This window comes from Faecalibacterium prausnitzii (genome assembly GCF_003287405.1).
Classification (GTDB): Bacteria; Bacillota; Clostridia; order Oscillospirales; family Ruminococcaceae; genus Faecalibacterium; species Faecalibacterium intestinale.
Map to the genome: position 1 here is coordinate 84,158 of NZ_PRLD01000011.1, position 16,584 is coordinate 100,741.

At 58.9% G+C, this 16,584-nt stretch carries 15 protein-coding genes; 9 read left to right on the forward strand and 6 right to left on the reverse strand.

The annotated features are described in order from the left end of the window. Positions 1–38 precede the first annotated feature (38 nt). Positions 39–1,316 (reverse strand): chloride channel protein, encoded by a 1,278-nt coding sequence (locus tag C4N24_RS11210; RefSeq protein ID WP_112091475.1) that lies wholly within the window; start codon positions 1,314–1,316, stop codon positions 39–41. Between the two features lie 385 nt (positions 1,317–1,701). Here C4N24_RS11210 and C4N24_RS11215 point away from each other — a divergent pair, with 385 nt between their 5' ends. After that, the gene (locus C4N24_RS11215; protein WP_112091476.1) at positions 1,702–2,826 is read left to right on the forward strand and encodes a DUF362 domain-containing protein; all 1,125 of its coding nucleotides are present in this window, start codon (positions 1,702–1,704) and stop codon (positions 2,824–2,826) included. A gap of 256 nt (positions 2,827–3,082) precedes the next feature. Here C4N24_RS11215 and C4N24_RS15685 read toward each other — a convergent pair whose 3' ends face one another. Beyond that, entirely contained in the window at positions 3,083–3,697 is a 615-nt protein-coding gene (locus C4N24_RS15685) for a hypothetical protein (protein WP_242983251.1), read from the reverse strand. Between the two features lie 143 nt (positions 3,698–3,840). Between C4N24_RS15685 and C4N24_RS15390 the strand changes: the two genes are divergently transcribed. From C4N24_RS15390 to gluQRS, 5 genes are all read left to right on the forward strand, one after another. Beyond that, a complete protein-coding gene (locus C4N24_RS15390; RefSeq protein WP_181573085.1) occupies positions 3,841–4,071 on the forward strand; it encodes a hypothetical protein in 231 nt (76 codons plus the stop codon). Continuing rightward, positions 4,046–4,864 carry a PRD domain-containing protein gene (locus C4N24_RS11225; RefSeq protein WP_015537071.1) on the forward strand — a complete coding sequence of 273 codons (819 nt, stop codon included), beginning with the start codon at positions 4,046–4,048 and terminating at the stop codon, positions 4,862–4,864. The genes C4N24_RS15390 and C4N24_RS11225 overlap by 26 nt, the downstream gene beginning before the upstream one ends. An 86-nt stretch (positions 4,865–4,950) precedes the next feature. Further along, positions 4,951–6,510, forward strand: a complete 1,560-nt coding sequence (locus C4N24_RS11230) for a PTS transporter subunit EIIC (protein ID WP_112091478.1) — start codon at positions 4,951–4,953, stop codon at positions 6,508–6,510. A 69-nt stretch (positions 6,511–6,579) separates the two neighbouring features. After that, on the forward strand, positions 6,580–7,938 hold the full coding sequence (locus tag C4N24_RS11235) for a 6-phospho-alpha-glucosidase (RefSeq protein ID WP_112091479.1): 1,359 nt from the start codon (positions 6,580–6,582) through the stop codon (positions 7,936–7,938). 123 nt (positions 7,939–8,061) lie between these two features. Beyond that, complete coding sequence (gluQRS, locus tag C4N24_RS11240; RefSeq protein WP_112091480.1) at positions 8,062–9,033, forward strand: tRNA glutamyl-Q(34) synthetase GluQRS; 972 nt, start codon at positions 8,062–8,064, stop codon at positions 9,031–9,033. A gap of 237 nt (positions 9,034–9,270) precedes the next feature. Here gluQRS and C4N24_RS11245 read toward each other — a convergent pair whose 3' ends face one another. From C4N24_RS11245 to C4N24_RS11255, 3 genes are all read right to left on the reverse strand, one after another. Continuing rightward, positions 9,271–9,927, reverse strand: a complete 657-nt coding sequence (locus C4N24_RS11245; RefSeq protein ID WP_112091481.1) for a phosphatase PAP2 family protein — start codon at positions 9,925–9,927, stop codon at positions 9,271–9,273. Positions 9,928–10,125: 198 nt separating this feature from the next. Continuing rightward, the gene (locus tag C4N24_RS11250; RefSeq protein WP_112091482.1) at positions 10,126–11,484 is read right to left on the reverse strand and encodes an MATE family efflux transporter; all 1,359 of its coding nucleotides are present in this window, start codon (positions 11,482–11,484) and stop codon (positions 10,126–10,128) included. Between the two features lie 96 nt (positions 11,485–11,580). Next, a complete protein-coding gene (locus C4N24_RS11255) occupies positions 11,581–12,363 on the reverse strand; it encodes a hypothetical protein (protein WP_112091483.1) in 783 nt (260 codons plus the stop codon). Positions 12,364–12,565: 202 nt separating this feature from the next. Between C4N24_RS11255 and C4N24_RS11260 the strand changes: the two genes are divergently transcribed. Continuing rightward, positions 12,566–14,221 (forward strand): putative manganese-dependent inorganic diphosphatase, encoded by a 1,656-nt coding sequence (locus C4N24_RS11260; protein WP_112091484.1) that lies wholly within the window; start codon positions 12,566–12,568, stop codon positions 14,219–14,221. 226 nt (positions 14,222–14,447) lie between these two features. Continuing rightward, on the forward strand, positions 14,448–14,774 hold the full coding sequence (locus tag C4N24_RS11265) for an acylphosphatase (RefSeq protein ID WP_112091485.1): 327 nt from the start codon (positions 14,448–14,450) through the stop codon (positions 14,772–14,774). Positions 14,775–14,978: 204 nt separating this feature from the next. On the opposite strand, the gene C4N24_RS11270 is transcribed toward C4N24_RS11265, so the two are convergent. Then, complete coding sequence (locus tag C4N24_RS11270; protein WP_112091486.1) at positions 14,979–15,503, reverse strand: hypothetical protein; 525 nt, start codon at positions 15,501–15,503, stop codon at positions 14,979–14,981. 389 nt (positions 15,504–15,892) lie between these two features. On the opposite strand from C4N24_RS11270, the gene C4N24_RS11275 reads away from it, so the two are divergent. Beyond that, entirely contained in the window at positions 15,893–16,564 is a 672-nt protein-coding gene (locus tag C4N24_RS11275) for a hypothetical protein (RefSeq protein WP_112091487.1), read from the forward strand. The last annotated feature ends 20 nt before the right edge of the window (positions 16,565–16,584 follow it).

Genomic DNA, 16,584 nt, shown 5'->3' on the forward strand with positions numbered 1-16,584 from the left:
TGTTGCTTGCGCAACAGCCCCTGTTTTGATAGGAACGCTCACTCTTCCGCTTTTTTCACCTTTACGCGCCACTTGTGGGACATATACTCCGAGCGCAGCTTGTTGGTAACAAAGGTCTGGCTGCTGTACAGGCCGTGGTGGCCGGAGAGCATAAAGCAGATACCGCAGCCCAGCGCGATGAGCTCCAGCCCCGCGCCGCTGAACAGCTCAAAGCCCAGCAGGATGGAGGGGATCAGGACGTTGGTGGCACCGCAGAAGATGGACACCAGCCCCACCGCCGCCGCAAATTCGGCGGGCAGACCCAGCAGCGGGCCGACCACGCAGCCGAAGGTAGCGCCCACAAAAAAGCTGGGCACCACCTCGCCGCCCTTGAACCCGCAGGCAAGGGTCAGCGCGGTGAGGAAGATCTTGCACAGAAAATCCCACGGCAGCGCCTGTCCCTGCTCCACGGCAGCAATGATGACGCCCATGCCCGCGCCGTTATAGCGCCCCACGCCGAAGAGATAGGAAAAGCCGATGACCAGCACGCCGCCCGCAAAGACCCGCACCCACGGGTTCGGGAGAAGCTTTGGCACAGTGTGCTCCATGAAGTGGAGGGTGTAGCAGAACAGGCGGGAAACGGCAGCGCAGGCCACACCCAGCACGATGACCAGCAGGGCGGTGCGGACATTCAGCTCCGGTGCAGTGAGGGCAAAGTGGGTGGGTGCGATGCCAAAGGCCAGCGAGCAGCCGTAGGCGATGAGGGCAGAGGTAAAGGCCGGGACAAAGGCAGCGGTAAAGGTCAGGCCCACATCCTCCACCATCATGGCAAAGCAGGCCGCCGCCAGCGGGGTGCCGAACAGGGCAGAGAAGAACGCAGCCATGCCGCTGATGGTGGCGGTGCGGCGGTCGTGGTCTTTCAGCCGCAGCAGGGTGCCGAGGTTCCAGCCGATGCTGCCGCCCATCTGCAGCGCAGCGCCCTCGCGGCCGGCAGAGCCGCCGCACAGGTGGGTGAGCACCGTGCCCAGAAAGATAGCGGGCACCAGCAGGATGCTGACCGGCTCGCCGCTCTGCACGGCGCGGAGAACGTTGTTGGTGCCCACACCCTCGCACTTTGTTACCTTATAAAGGGCATTGATGAGCAGACCCGCCACAGGCAAAAGGAACAGCAGCCAGGGCTGCGCGGCGCGCAGCTCGGTGGCGTGCTCGACAGCAAGGTGGAACAAGGTGCCCAGAAATCCACAGAGCAGACCCATGGGGACTGCCAGAAAGAACCATTGCAGCGCCACCCGCAGGGCGGCTTTCGCTTCGTGCCAGAATGTATCAAAATCGTTCATAGACATAACTCCTGTATCTTGACGTCCGTTCCGTTTTTTGGAACCGCTATAAGATAACACCGCAGGGCAGGGCTGTCAACCCCAAAATGGGCAGAGAAAAACGGCGCTGCTCCATTTTCTGTTTACACCGCTCGCCCGGGTGTGCTATACTGAAGGCAGTACCGCACAATTCCCGCCTGACGGCTCAAGCACCGTTCCGGCGGCTGCGGCACGGCATCTGCGTTGCCAAAATGCTCGATAATACACAAAGTATTATCTGCGCTTTTGGCTTAGCATCTGCCGCACCTCGCTCGCCGTATCGGCACTTGGAATCATGTGGTATTGCCTGAACAAAAGAGAGCCCGCGCGGCAGACGCCGCCGGAAAGATATGGGAGGAAAAACACCATGGAAGCATCCAAAGTTTACTATACGGATTTCCGCTGTCCGGTGGGCACCAGCCTGCTGGAAAAGCTGCGCCGGGTGTGCATTGCCGCCGGCATCAAGGACATCGACATGGACGGCCGGTTCGTGGCCATCAAGATGCACTTCGGCGAGCTGGGCAATCTGGCTTTTCTGCGCCCCAACTACGCCAAGGTGGTGGCAGACCTGTGCAAGGAGCAGGGCGGTATGCCCTTCCTGACCGACTGCAACACCCTGTACCCGGGCAGCCGCAAGAACGCGCTGGAGCACCTGAGCTGCGCCCAGCTGAACGGCTTCTGGCCCATGACCACCGGCTGTCAGGTGATCATCGGTGACGGTCTGCGCGGCACGGACGAGGTGGAAGTGCCGGTGCCGAACGGCGAATACTGCAAGACCGCAAAAATCGGCCGCGCCATCATGGATGCGGACGTGTTCATCAGCCTGACCCACTTCAAGGGCCACGAGTCCACCGGCTTCGGCGGTGCGCTCAAGAATATCGGTATGGGCTGCGGCTCCCGCGCGGGCAAGATGGAGCAGCACGCCGCCGGCAAGCCCGCCGTGCAGGAGGGGCTGTGCCGCGGCTGCCACCGCTGCGCCAAGGAGTGCGGCTCGGATGCCATTACTTACAATGCCGAAAACAAGGCGGTCATCGACTACGACAAGTGCAAGGGCTGCGGCCGCTGCATCGGCGCGTGCAGCTTTGACGCCATCTATTCTCCCAACGACTGTGCCAACGAGCTGCTGGACCGCAAGATGGCGGAGTATGCCGCCGCAGTCTGCCACGACCGTCCCTGCTTCCATATTTCTCTGGTGCAGGACATCAGCCCCAACTGCGACTGCCACTGCGAGAACGATGCGCCCATCCTGCCGGATATCGGCATCTTTGCGTCCTTCGACCCGGTGGCGCTGGACCAGGCCTGCGTGGACGCCTGCCTGAACTCCGCCCCGCTGCCCAACAGCCAGCTGGGCGCAAACCTTGCAAAGCCGGGCTGGAACTGCTACCACGACAACTTCAAGGACTCCAACCCCAACATCGAGTGGAAGGCCACCCTTGAACAGGCCGAGAAGGTGGGCATGGGCACCCGCCAGTATGTGCTGAAAAAGGTATAAAAATCAGAAACAGAAGGGATGCTGCACATGGTCAGCATCCTCGCCCTCTCAGCCATCGCTTCGCGATGCCAGCTCCCCCAAAGTGGGAGCCCTTGGCAGTCCACGCAGACTTCATCTTTCTGCCAAGGCCTCTCCCTTTGGGAGAGGTGTCACCGTAGGTGACGGAGAGGGCGAGCCCGCTAAAGAAAAAGCATCTGCAACAAAATCGCTGATTCTGAAATTCAGAAGCGATGGTTGCAGATGCTTTTTTGTTTTATTAAGCTTCGCCGTTCGTCTCCGGCACGATATCGTCCAGCACAGCTTGCAGCGCCTGCCAGTTTTTCAGGGTACAGCCGGGCAGGGTGTCAGCGTCCAGCCCTGCATCCGCGATGCGGTCGGTCATGCTGTCCTTGTCGCTGAGCAGATCCAGCGCGGCGTCCTTGATCAGCGGCCATGCTTCGGCAAAGCCCTCCTGCTGGTTGTCGGTCAGGCCGTCGTACCAGCTGTAAAAGGCATCCTGAATGGCCTCCGGGGAGCGGCTGGACATCCGCGCGTCCTCGGCCCAGTGCAGCAGCGATGCCGCCGCGATGACCGATTTCAAGGAGCAGCCGGATACGCCGGGCCCCCAGCCCAGACAAGGCGCAAAGGCGTTTTCTGTGTCGGTGATGGAGAACACCGAGTTCTCGTCAAAGTTGCCGGGGTTCAGCTCCCCGGTGTTGGCTTCTGTGGTGGAGGAGGGCAGCGTGCTGCTGCCGGAAGCGGATGCGCTGTCCGAGGCGGGCGCAGCGCTGGATGCGGGGCTGCTTGCAGAGCCGCCGCAGGCTGTCAGCAGACAGCCCAGGAAAGCGGCGCACAGCAGCAGCGCAAGGGAGCGGATATATTTCGATGTCATAAGAAAAACCTCCGTAACTGGTGCTCCGGCAAGCCGCCGGAGCAAAGCGGGATCTACACCCTAAGTATACGTTCTGCGCACGGCGTTGTCAATCGTTCTGCGCAGGACGAATTTCAAGCAGCACCTGTGCAGGATATACAAAAATGCAGCTTGAATTTCGGGCAGTTCCACGCATTGACATTCTCCGCGCTGGCTCGTATAATCAAAAGCAGACAAGTGAATTTATCAGTGCGTGTAACTGTTCGATCAGGCATGAGCATCAGAGGGAAGGCGGCAACGGCATCCCTTTGGTTCTTGTGCCCTTTTCTTTTTATAAAAGCTGCGGCATGGAAGCGGAGGAGTGCGGCGATGCAGGCTGTAAAGGTATTCAATAACAATGCGGTGTCGGTGGTCATGCCGGACGGCAGGGAAGCCATTCTCGTGGGCAACGGGCTTGGGTTTGGCCGCCGCCCGGGGGACGTGATCGACAAAAGCCGCGTTTCCAAGGTGTACTATGTGCAGAACGAGCTGCAGACCAAGTTCCTCAAGATGCTGGATAACGTTACCCCGCAGGTGATGCAGGCCGCCGAGCGCATCTCGCTGGCGGCAGAGGAGCAGGGCATCCTGCTCAGCAGCAAAAGCACCATCTCGCTGGTGGACCACATCAGTTTTGCGCTGGAACGTGTGGAAAAGGGCACCTTTCTGCCTAACCTCATGCTCTCGGAGACCCGGATGCTGTACCCGAAGGAGTACGCAGTGGGGCAAAGGGCGCTGGAACTTGTCCGGCAGTTCTGCGGCGTACAGCTGCCGGAGGACGAAGCGGGCTACATTGCCCTGCATCTGGTAGCCGGTGCGGCGGACGGTGCGCTGGCCTATGATACCGTAAAGTTCGTCAAGGCGGTCAAGGAGATCATCTGCGATACCTATCACTGCACCTTTGAGGAAGAAAGCCTTGAGACCACCCGCCTGACCGTACACCTCAAGTTTCTGGCGGCGCGCATTCTGCGGCACACTCCCTGGCAGGACGCCGGGCTGGAATCCATGTATACGGTGCTTTTGCAGCGCGACAGCCGCAACGAGGTGTGCTTACAGCGCATCAATGCCTATCTGCGGCAGGAATTTGATTACGAGCTGGATCATCAGGAGCAGGTCTATCTGCTCATCCACCTGACCAAGATCGTTGGCTAAAATGCTTCAACAGGGCGTCCGGAAGCCCTGCGGAATAGAAATCATCCCCCAAAACCGTCAAGTCAAAAAGTGAGGAGTATTACACGATGAAAGAAAAAGTCATGAATGGCTTGGAAAAGTTCTCCAAAGCCATGCTCTCACCGCTGTCGTATATCTCGGCAGCAGGCCTGATCCTTGTGCTGGGTGCATTGCTTACCAGCACAAGCCTTAGCGCGATGATCCCCGTTCTGCAGTGGACCCCCATCAAGCTGCTGGGACAGCTGATCTACAACTGCATCATGGTCATCATCAACAACCTCAGCCTGATGTTCTGCGTGGGCATCGCAGCAGCGCTTGCCAAAAAGAACAAGCAGCAGGCTGCCATCATCGGCCTGATGAGCTATTTTATGTACCTGACCGCCGGCAATGTCACCCTGACCCAGCTGGGTATGCTGGCAGAGCCTGACCCGATGGTGGGTCTGTACGGCACCGGTCAGTCCACCGTGTTCGGCATCCAGACGGTGGATATGGGCGTGTTTGGCGGCATCCTGCTGGGTCTGGTCTGCGGCTGGGTGTACAACCGCACCTGTGAAAAGCAGTTCAAGGGCATCATCACCCAGATCTACTCCGGCAACCGCTGGTCCTTTACCTGCATGGTGGTCTTTTCCATCCTGTTCGGCTTTGGCTCCTGCTTCTTCTGGCCGCCGGTGCAGAACGTGATCAGCGCACTGACCGACCTGATCGCCACCTCCGGCAACTTCGGCCTGTTCCTGTACGGCTTCTTGGAGCGCTTCCTCATCCCCACCGGCCTGCACCACCTCATCTACACCCCCTTCCAGTTCTCTGCACTGGGCAACAGCCTGACCGTGGGCGATGCCACCTACACCGGCTCCTACATCGTCATGATGATGGAGTACAGCATGGGTCTGCCCTTCTCGGACGGCATCGTGTGGATGTACACCGGCTTCACCAAGACCTTCGGCTACTTTGGCATCGTGGCGGCCTTCATCTTCTGCGCCCGCAAGGAGAACCGCAAAAAGACCGCTGCCGTTCTGGTGCCGCTGGCCTTTACCGCTTCTCTGGCTTCCATCACCGAGCCGCTGGACTTTATGTTCTGCTTCACTGCTCCCATCCTGTGGGTGGCACACGCCTGCATTTCCGGCTTGTTCATCGTGCTGCTGCACATCTTCCATGTCACCGGCTTTACCACCAACCTCCTCGGCTCGGTGCTGATGAACCTTTCCGCCGGTGCAGATAAGACCAACTATCCCACCCTGTACCTGCTGGCGCTGTGCCAGATCGCAGTGTACTTTGTGGTGTTCACCCTGCTGATCAAGGCCTTTAACCTGCACACCCCCGGCCGGGAAGAGGTGAGCACCGAGACCGCGGGGAGCGATGCACCCGCCAAGAAGGCAAGCGTGAAGAACGCTGCCGAGGTGCAGTGCGTCATCGATGGTCTGGGCGGCAAGGAGAACATCCTGTCGGTGGACAACTGCTTCACCCGTCTGCGGGTAAACATCAAGGACCCCGCAAAGCTGGACGAAGCTGCCATCAACAAGCTGCCGAACAGCGGCATCGTGAAAAAGGGTACCGATATCCAGATCGTTTACGGTCTGCAGGTAGCCGATATCAAGCGTGCTGTGGAAGCACAGCTGGAAAACCAGTAAACCGCTTTTCCGTGCCCCGGCGGACTGCGCCGGGCTAACCTGAAAATACAAAAAAGGAGCGTTTATACTATGGTCATTACCATCGCTGGCGGCGGTAGCACTTTTACCGCCGGTATCGTCAAATCCATCGCCCTGCGCCGGGAAGAACTGGAAGTGGACGAGATCCGTCTGTTCGACATCAACAAGGAGCGGCAGGACAAGGTTGCCGTTGTGGTGGACTGGGTCCTGCACAAGGAACTGAATACCGACATCAAGCTGGTGGTCACCACCGATGTGCAGCAGGCTTACACTGACACCTCTTTTGTGTTTGCCCAGATGCGCGTGGGCGGCTACGCCATGCGGGAGCAGGACGAAAAGATCCCCCTGCGCCACGGCTGCGTGGGACAGGAGACCTGCGGCTGCGGCGGCATGGCCTACGGAATGCGCACCATCTTCCCCATGATCAAGCTGATCGACGATGTGGAAAAGTATGCCAAGAAGGACTACTGGATCCTGAACTACTCCAACCCCGCCGCCATCGTATCCGAAGCCTGCCGCAAGCTGCGCCCGAAGGCACGGATCATCAACATCTGTGATATGCCCATCGCCATCATTGACGTGGTGGCAGCTGCCATGGGCATCCAGAACAAGAAGGAGATCGTTTACGATTACTTTGGTCTGAACCACTTTGGCTGGTTCACCTCCATCCAGTACCACGGCGAGGATCTGATGCCCAAGCTGCGCGCCTACATCAAGGAGAACAAGATCCTTCTGCCGGAAAGCTACCTCAAGGGCATGGGCGCGCTGACCTCTTCCAGCAGCCAGAACCGCCACACCAAGGGCAGCTGGTACTATGTGTGGAAGGGCGAGTACGAGATCATGGAAAACTTCCCGGAGTACCTGCCCAACACCTACCTGAACTACTATCTGCAGGCCAAGGAGTTCGTGGAGCACTCGGACCCGAACCACACCCGCGCCAACGAGGTGGAGGAGACCCGCGAAAAGAACCTGTTCGACGGCATCGACCACTACCTCAAGACCGGCGAAGTGGACGCCAACACCTTCTATGCCGGCAGCCACGGCGACTGGATCGCAGATCTTTCCGCTGCGCTGAAGAACGACACCAAAGCACGCTTCCTCATCATCACCGAGAACCGCGGCGCTATCCCCAATATGCCCTATGACGCAATGGTGGAGCTGCCCGCCTACATCGGCAAAAACGGCCCGGAGGTCATTGCCCGGGACAACATCCCGCTGTTCCAGCAGGGCTTGATGATGCAGCAGCTCAACAGCGAAAAGCTGCTGGTGGAGGGCTGCGTGGAAGGCAGCTACGAGAAGGTGCTGCAGGCCTTCACCCTGAACAAGACTGTGCCCAGCATGAACGTTGCCAAGGCCATTCTGGACGATATGATCGAAGCCAACAAGGGCTACTGGCCGGAGCTGCACTGAGCAGCCGACCTTACAGCCGCCGCAGGCATTGCCGCCTGCGGCGGCTTTTTTGTGTGCATTGACCTTTGCACAGCAAGGGCTTATAATGAGAAAAAACCAGTAAAAGCGAAAGGAAGCACACCCATGCAAAACCAAGTCCCTGTATCCCAAAACCGCCCGGTCACCGGGCGCTTTGCGCCCAGCCCCAGCGGACGGCTGCATCTGGGCAATCTGGCGTGCAGCCTGCTGGCGTGGCTCAGCGCAAAAAGTCAGGGCGGGCGCATCGTGCTGCGCATCGAGGACCTGGATGCCGAGCGCTGCCCCCGCGTTTATGCCGACTTGCTGGAACAGGATCTTGCATGGCTGGGGCTTACATGGGACGAGGGCGGCAGCACCGGCGGCGCACACGCGCCCTATTACCAGAGCGAGTGCGGGGACATCTATACCCAAAGCTACCGCAAGCTGGAGCAGAGGGGGCTAGTGTACCCATGCTTTTGCTCCCGCTCCCAGCTGCACGCCGCCAGCGCACCCCACACCTCGGACGGCAACGTCATCTACCCGGGCACCTGCCGGGGGCTGACGCCGGAGGAAATTGCGGAAAAGCGCAAAAAGAAAGCCCCTGCCTACCGCCTGATGGTGCCGGACGAGGCCATCACCTTTACGGACGGCTGCATGGGCATCCACACGGAAAACCTGCTGCGGGATTGCGGCGACTTCTACCTGCGCCGGGCAGATGGCGTGTTTGCCTATCAGCTGGCGGTGGTGGTGGACGATGCCCGTATGGGCGTCACCGAGGTGGTGCGGGGGGCAGACCTGCTTTCCTCCACGGCGCGGCAGCTGTACCTGTACCGGCTGCTGGGCCTGCAGCCGCCCCGCTTTGCCCACTGCCCGCTGCTGCTGGCAGCGGACGGGCGGCGGCTGTCCAAGCGGGACGGCGACCAGAGCCTTGAAAATCTGCGGGCAAAATACACCGCCCCGGAGATCATCGGTAAGCTGGCGTATGCCTACGGCTTGCAGCCGGAGCCCGCGCCCCGCACCCCGGAAAGCCTTGTGCCGGACTTTGCGTGGGCAAAAGTCCCCAAGCAGGATATCTGCCTGCCCGAGGGGCTGTTTTGACGATTTTGAATGGCCGCCGCGTGCACTTTGGCCATGTTCAGCGGAAAAATTATTATTATAATTTGTGGCTCAGAAACGCCTGCGGGCGTTTCTGAGCCACTTTTTCAGCGTGAAAAAAGGCTTCCAAAAAGTCCGCAGACTTTTTGGAAGCCAAAATAAAAACGATAATTCCGCTGATTATGCCCAGAGCAGCGCGGAGGGCATTTCAAATCGTCCCACGCTGCCGAAAAAAGAGTTTTATGCTCTCCGCACCTGGGGCAGCTGGCTGCGCTCGGCGGCGGTAAAGGCACTGTCCAGCACCAGTGCCAGCAGCGCACCCAAGGCTACGTCAATGCAGCTGTGCTGCTTGAGCAGCACGGTGGAGCAGACGATGGAAATGCACAGCACAGCGGCTGCGGGACGCATCCAGCGGCGGCGCGGTGCATCAAAAATGCGGCTGCGGTAGTACGCCAGCAGCAGCGTTACCGAGTTGAACACATGGATGGAAGGGCAGACGTTGGTGGCGGTGTCGGTGCGGTACAAAAAGCGCACCACCCGCGCAAAGATATCGCTGCCCGGCACCCAGTAGGGGCGCAGGTCCAGCGCTGTGGGCAGCACCGCGTAGCAGGCCAGTGCAATGGTCATGCCGGAGAACAGCGGCAGGCACAGCCGCCAGAAGTCCTCACGCGGGGCTTTCCACAGCAGATAGAACAGGGTGAAGGGGATCCATACGAACCATGCAAAGTAGGGGATCACCGCATATTTGCAGAAAGGGATCAGATCGTCCAGACAGCAGTGCACCAGAATGCTGCGCAGGGGGACGTTTGACTCCAGATAGTGAAAGACGGAAAGATAAAATATAGAATACAGCGCCATGAACCCGACCGGGTGGCGCGCAAGCCAGCTGCGTTTCATAGAATAGCCTCCTTTTGCAGAAGAGCAGAACTCGATAGCATTGAGAAATTATACGCCCGAACGATGAAGATTGCAAGAACGAAAGGTGAAAACTTTGTCAAGCGCTGAAAAAATAATTTGTGGAACTTGTAAAAAATACCATCGCTCTTCTGCTGATAATACGAATCAGAGCGGCGGTTTCCTGCAAAAAAGAAAAAATCAGATCACACTCTGCTCCAGCCAGCTGCCGCGGCGGAAGCGCAGATAGAAGCACAGCGAGCGGAACACCCAGTCCAGATACATCCCCATCCAGATGCTCAGCAGCCCGCCGCCGAAGCACAGCACGGCCAGATAGCAGAAGCCCACCCGGAACGTCCACATGGACACGATGCTCACGGTCATGGTAAACCGGGCATCACCGGCGGCGCGCAGGATGTTGGGCAGGGTAAAGCTGGACGGCCACACGAACAGGGAAACGATGTTGAACCACACCATGATGTCCAGCGCCATGGTCTGCGCTTCCGGCGAGAGGTTGAACAGGGACACCGCGAACCGGTTGGCGAAGAAGAAGGCCGACAGGTTCATCACCCACGCACCGCAGTAGGCGGTCAGCATCAGGCGGCGGGAGTAGTACACCGCCTGTTCCTTTTCGCCTGCGCCCAGACACTGGCCTACCACGGTCAGGGCAGCCATGCCCACGGCGTTGGCGGGGATGTTCAAAAAGGTGGTGGTGGTATTTGCCACCGCATTTGCGGCAATGGCTGCCGTGCCAAGGGTGGAGGTCAGGCTGGAGACCGACAGCTTGCCGATCTGGAACATCCCGTTCTCGATGCCGGCAGGGATGCCTACCCGCAGGATGCGCCGGATCAGCCCGCCGTTCGGAGCCATCGCCCGCAGGCTGTCCACCCGCAGCGCGCAGTCCGGCTTTTGCAGCAGATACAGCACCACCGCGCAGGCAATGGCGCGGGACACAAGGCTGGCAAGCGCCGCGCCCATGACCCCCATGCCGAAGCCGTAGATCAGCACCGCGTTGCCGCCGATGTTCACCACGTTCATCACCAGACTGGACAGCATACTGATCTTGCTGTTGCCCTGCGCCCGGAACAGCGCCGCACCGGCGTTGTACAGGCCGATGAAGGGGTAGCTCAGCGCCGAAAGTAGAAAATAGGTCTCGGCGTAGTGCATCACGTCCGCATCAATGGAGCCGAAGATGCCCCGCAGGATGGCGTGCCGCCCGCCGATGACCACCGCCGCCACCAGCACACTGAAACTGGACAGCACGAATAAGATCTGCGCAGCCGCCGCCTTGGCGTTTTTTGGCTCCTGATGGCCGATGTACTGGCTGGTGACCACCGCACCGCCGGTGGCCAGTGCGCTCATGATCTGGATCATCAGGGTGTTGAAGCTGTCCACAAGGCTCACGCCGGACACAGCGGCTTCGCCCACAGAGGATACCATCAGGGTATCTGCCAGACCAATGGTCACGCTGAGCGCCTGCTCCGCGATCAGCGGCAGCAGCAGCGCCACCAGCGCCTGCCGTGGAAACAGGGGAGTGGATGTGAATTTGGACGATTTCATGCTGTCCTCCGTTGCAAATAACAAAAAAGCTCGAATACCCCTATCATACAGCGGATGCGGTCGAAATGCAAGTGATGTATACAAGAATTTCCCTGCTCAGGCAAATTCTTTGCTGGGCACGGCAGGGTAGCCGTAGTAAACAACGTAGTCAAAGGGCACTGCCGGGTCAGCATTCCACTTGCCGGTGCAGCTGCGCACACTGGCGGCAAGGCTTGCCGGGGTAGGCGGGGTGCCGGGGTCTACCTTGTCGGTGCACACGGTGTTCCACACCGCCGCGCCAAAGGCGGCGCAGTTGTGCCATGCCGACCACTTGTCCGCCTTGGCAAGGGCGGCGTTCACAGCTGCCAGCTGCTCCGCGTTCATGGACAGCTGCAGACAGGTCAGGTTGACATAAAAATCCGGGAGATAGTGCGTATTATAGCTTTCGACGTTGTACCACAGCCCGGCGTGCTCCCGGTTGTTGCCCCGGGTGCCCATGGTAATGCTGGTGCCCGGCGCAATGGAAAGCCCGCCCACCGCAAGGTCGGCGTCAGTGTTGTTGGTCACCGCAAGAAACACATGACCGTCAATGTTGACGGGCGTATCCTTTTCCACATAGGTGGTGTAGAGCCGCAGCACCGCCACGGCATCCTCGGCAGGGGCGGTACCGGCGGCGTCTGCCGGGGTCTGCACCGCGCAGGGGGCAAAGCGGTAGGCTGTGCCGTGCTGGGCAAGGAAGGCGTAGGCGTTCCACAGCGAGGTCTCGGTGCCGGTGCGGGCGGTCAGGGTGCGGGGCTCCTTGGCTGTGGGCTGGGCAGCGGGCGCATCCTCGGCATAGGCGGTAAGGCTTATGCACAGCGCAAGGCCGAGGACAAGCAGCAGGCGGGAAAGCTTTTTCATGGGGGATTCCTCCGTATCAGCAATATTTTCTATAAGCTTAAAGCATTCTGTCGGTCAGGTCAAGCCGTTTGTTGCCCTTTACCCCCGGACGCAGTTGTGTTAAAATAAGGTTGCAGCCCGCCCCGCTGTGCAGGAGAGGGACGCTGCCTTGGTAAATGATAAGATATATGATAAGAAGGTAAGACCCATAAGGGGGTAAACTATGCAGCAAACTGCGCACAAGGTCGTTGTCATCGGGCACCGCAACCCGGACACCGACTCCATCTGCTCTGCCATTGCCTATGCAGAGCTGAAAAACAAGACCAGTGATCTGGTCTGCGAAGCCCGGCGTGCGGGCAAGATGAATCAGGAAACAGAATTCGTGCTGAAAAAGTTCGGGGTCACGCCGCCCCGGATGTGCACCGATGTCAACCCTAAAATTCGGGACGTGGATTACCGGCAGGTGCCCGGCATCTCTGGCTCCACCAGCCTGCGCAAGGCGTGGGAGATCATGCGCGACCAGAAGATCGATACCCTCCCCGTGACCAGCGAGGAGGACGAACTGCAGGGCGTCATCACGGTGAAGGATATCGCCACCGCCAACATGGACCTGTTCGACACCGGCATCCTTGCCAAGAGCCGCACCAGCTACCGCAATATTCTGGAAACACTGGGCGCTACCATGGTGGTGGGCAGCGAGGACGCAGTGTGCACCACCGGTCACATCCGCATTGGCACCGCCACCCCGGAAATGCTGGAAAGCAGCATGGAAAAGGGCGATATCGTCATCCTGACCAACCGCTACGAAAGCCAGCTCTGCGCCATCGAGAAGGAAGCTTCTCTCATCATCATCTGCAACGGCGCAAAGGTAGGCCGCACCATCCAGCATATCGCCGCCGAGACCGGCGTAGCCATCATGAGCGCCCCCTGCGATACCTATGCGGCGGCAAAGCTCATCAGTCAGTGTGCACCCATCTCCTATTACATGACCCGGGACAATATCATTAAATTCACCCTCGTCAGCCCGGTGGCAGACGTCACCCGCGTGATGGCAAAGGTGCGCCACCGGTATTTCCCCATTCTGGACGCAGACGGTAAGTACTGCGGCATGATCAGCCGCCGCAACATCATCAACCTGCGCAAGCGCCGCATCATTCTGGTGGACCACAACGAAGCCACACAGGCGGTGGAGGGCTTTGATCAGGCCGAGATCCTGGAGATCATCGACCACCACCGCATCGGCAGTCTGGAGACCAGCGGCCCGGTGTACTTCCGCAACCAGCCGGTGGGCTGCACCGCCACCATCGTCACCCAGATGTACGATGAAAACGGCGTGACCATCCCGCAAAAGACAGCCGGTCTGCTGCTGGCCGCCATCCTGTCGGATACGCTGGTATTCCGCAGCCCCACCTGCACCCCCATCGACGTGAACGCCGCCAACCGTCTGGCGAAAATTGCCGGGGTGGACATCAACGAGTTTGCCAACGAAATGTTTGAAGCCGGCGAAAAGCTGGACGGCAAGACCGCCGAAGAGGTCTTTTTGCAGGACTTCAAGGTGTTCATGTGCGGCGATATCCGCTTTGGCGTGGCGCAGGGCAGCTATATGACCCGCAAGAACCTGACCGCCGCCGAGGCGCTGCTGAAGCCGTATCTCGAGGAAGCACGCAACAAGCAGAACGTGGAAGATATCTATATGCTGCTGACCGACGTGCCCAAGGAGGAGAGCGTGGTCATCTGCAACGGACGCTATGCCGCCGAGGTGCTGTCCGACGGCTTTGACACCCAGCCCGCCGCCGATGCCAGCTGGACGCTGCCGGGCGTGGTGAGCCGCAAAAAGCAGTTTATCCCCGCTCTGATGACCGCTTATCAGGAGCTTTGAGGGAAAGGAAAGCTTCCTCGCCCTCTCAGTCTCGCTTTGCTCGACAGATTCCCCTTTTTGTCGCTTACGCAACATCTTCCCCCGGTGCGGGGGAAGTCTTTCCTCAAAGGGGGAGCCCTTGGCAAAACAGCAAACGTTGCATGGACTGCCAAAGCCTCTCACTCTGGGAGAGGTGGCATTGCGGAGCAATGACGGAGAGGGCGAGCCCGGTAAAGGTTTAAATGCTATGTTCAACTTTTCAAACAAAAAGGACCGCACCCCGCCCGTTCTGCCGGAAGGCACAGTGCGGCGGCGCTACACCATCACCGGACAGGTGCAGGGAGTGGGCTTCCGCTACCGGGCGCGGTACGCCGCGCAGACCCTTGACCTGACCGGCTGGGCGCAGAACGAGGATGACGGCAGCGTGACGATGGAAGTGCAGGGCGACCCGGACAAGTTCATCACCCTGTTCGCCATGATCCAGAAAAGCGACTATATCCAGATCACCGGCATCCGACAAAAGGACATCCCGCCCGACCCGTGGGAGCGCGGGTTCTCGGTAAAGGGGTATTAAAAAAGACGATTTGAAATGCGCGCCGCGTGTGCTGTGCGCATAAGCAGCGGAAAAATTATTCTAAATTTGCAATGCCGGAAGATCTATGGATCTTCCGGCATTGCCTTTTCACGGGGAGGGGCGACCAAAGGGCGTGACTGAGCGGGTGCAAGGCGCAAAAAGCCCCGGAGGGCGATTGCTCTCCGGGGAAAGATGTTGATATTATCAGGTCTTGGGGTAGTTGAGGTTCTTGACCTGAATTGCGATTGCAGCATAGCTGCCCTTTTCATTGGTTCTGACAACGACAGCAGCCTTTGCCCACTCGGTGTCGAGCTTCACGTTGCTGTTAGTAGCATCGATTTTGCCAAGCTTCTCAGTAATCAAATTGACAAAGCCGGCCACGAGACCTGCAGTCTTATAGTCTGCCGACAGGGTAACAGTCACATACTGCTCTGCAGGATTGACGCCCTTGACATCAAAATCAACAAGGAGAATGCCAAATGCACTGGTTTCAGCCTTGATTCGAGCATCCAGCAGTTCTGCAGTTTCTTTGTAGAGCTTGCTGTCATTCTTGACCTTGCCATCGTTATCGCACAGCTTTACAGCTTCGGCCTTTGTACCGAGCTGCTTCCGGATCGCTTCTTCCTTCTGTGTGTCTGCGCTGCCGCCACCGCCGGAACAGGCAGTAAACATCAGCATGGCCATTGCGCCTGCAAGCAGCAGAGCGACGATCTTTGAAAGTTTCTTCATAAGGGTATCCCTCCAATCAGCTTTTTGTGGTTATGTTTCTTTTTTCGGAAAGACTTTGCGTAACCGTTGTCGTCTTTCTGCCCTGATTATATCCGACCGGTGACGGTTTTGTCAATCGGGAATATAGCTAAACTTCCTGAAACAGTTTCGTGAAAAAGGATGAAAACAGGTCGGGTTTGTTGCAGTTCTGGTATATTTTCAGGCTGATTTTGTCGACAACTTTTCAAACGCCCTTGTCCCCGCCCCGGCGGCGTGGCTTTGCCGGGCACGGAAATACTTAAATTTGGACATATGTTGTGTCGAACCTCTATTTTGCCTTTTTACACATTTTCACCACGTTTTGGTGGTAAAATCATGTCCAGATTGAAACGAACTCGGAGGAAGTACCCATGCAACACTGTCCCGCCCGCGCGGCACAGCGGCTGGCGGCGGCAGTTCTGGCGCTGGTTTTGCTGCTGTGTGCCTTTTTGCCCCGTGCCCACGCCGCTGAGCTGAAGGAGAAAAACGGCATCCGGCTGCTCAGCTTTGACACCAGCCACATCCTTTCCATCGGCAACCAGACCTCCGGCAAGTGCAGCTTGTACGCACTGCGCTACGCCCGCACCATTCTGGACGGCAAGGTCTGCTCCGGCAGCGGGATGTGGTCAAACGGTGCGGTGTGGTCCGCTGCGGGCTACACGGGGTACGCCGGCACCCGCGCCGAGTGCCTGAAAAAGCTGTACAACGAGCTTGCCGCCGGGCGTCCGGTGATCGTGCACCTGAAAAATACCACGGTCAGCGGGGTAAAGCGCCACGCAAACCGCACCTCTACTTATGAATACCACCTGACCTCCTCCGGCTGGGACGCGGTGAACTACCCCCACATTGCCACCAGCAGCACCTACGGCCACTGGGTGTGCGTGGCGGGCATCTCGCCCACCGCCGACCCGGAAAACCTGACCGAGAGCGACTTCTACGCCCTTGACCCTGCCCGGGTCACCGCCAATGGCCGCCTTGCGGTCACCCGCCTGCTGGACGATACCCTATGGGTGGAAAATTCTCCCCTCAAAGTGCTGGGGTGAAATACGCTCCCAAAGCCCGC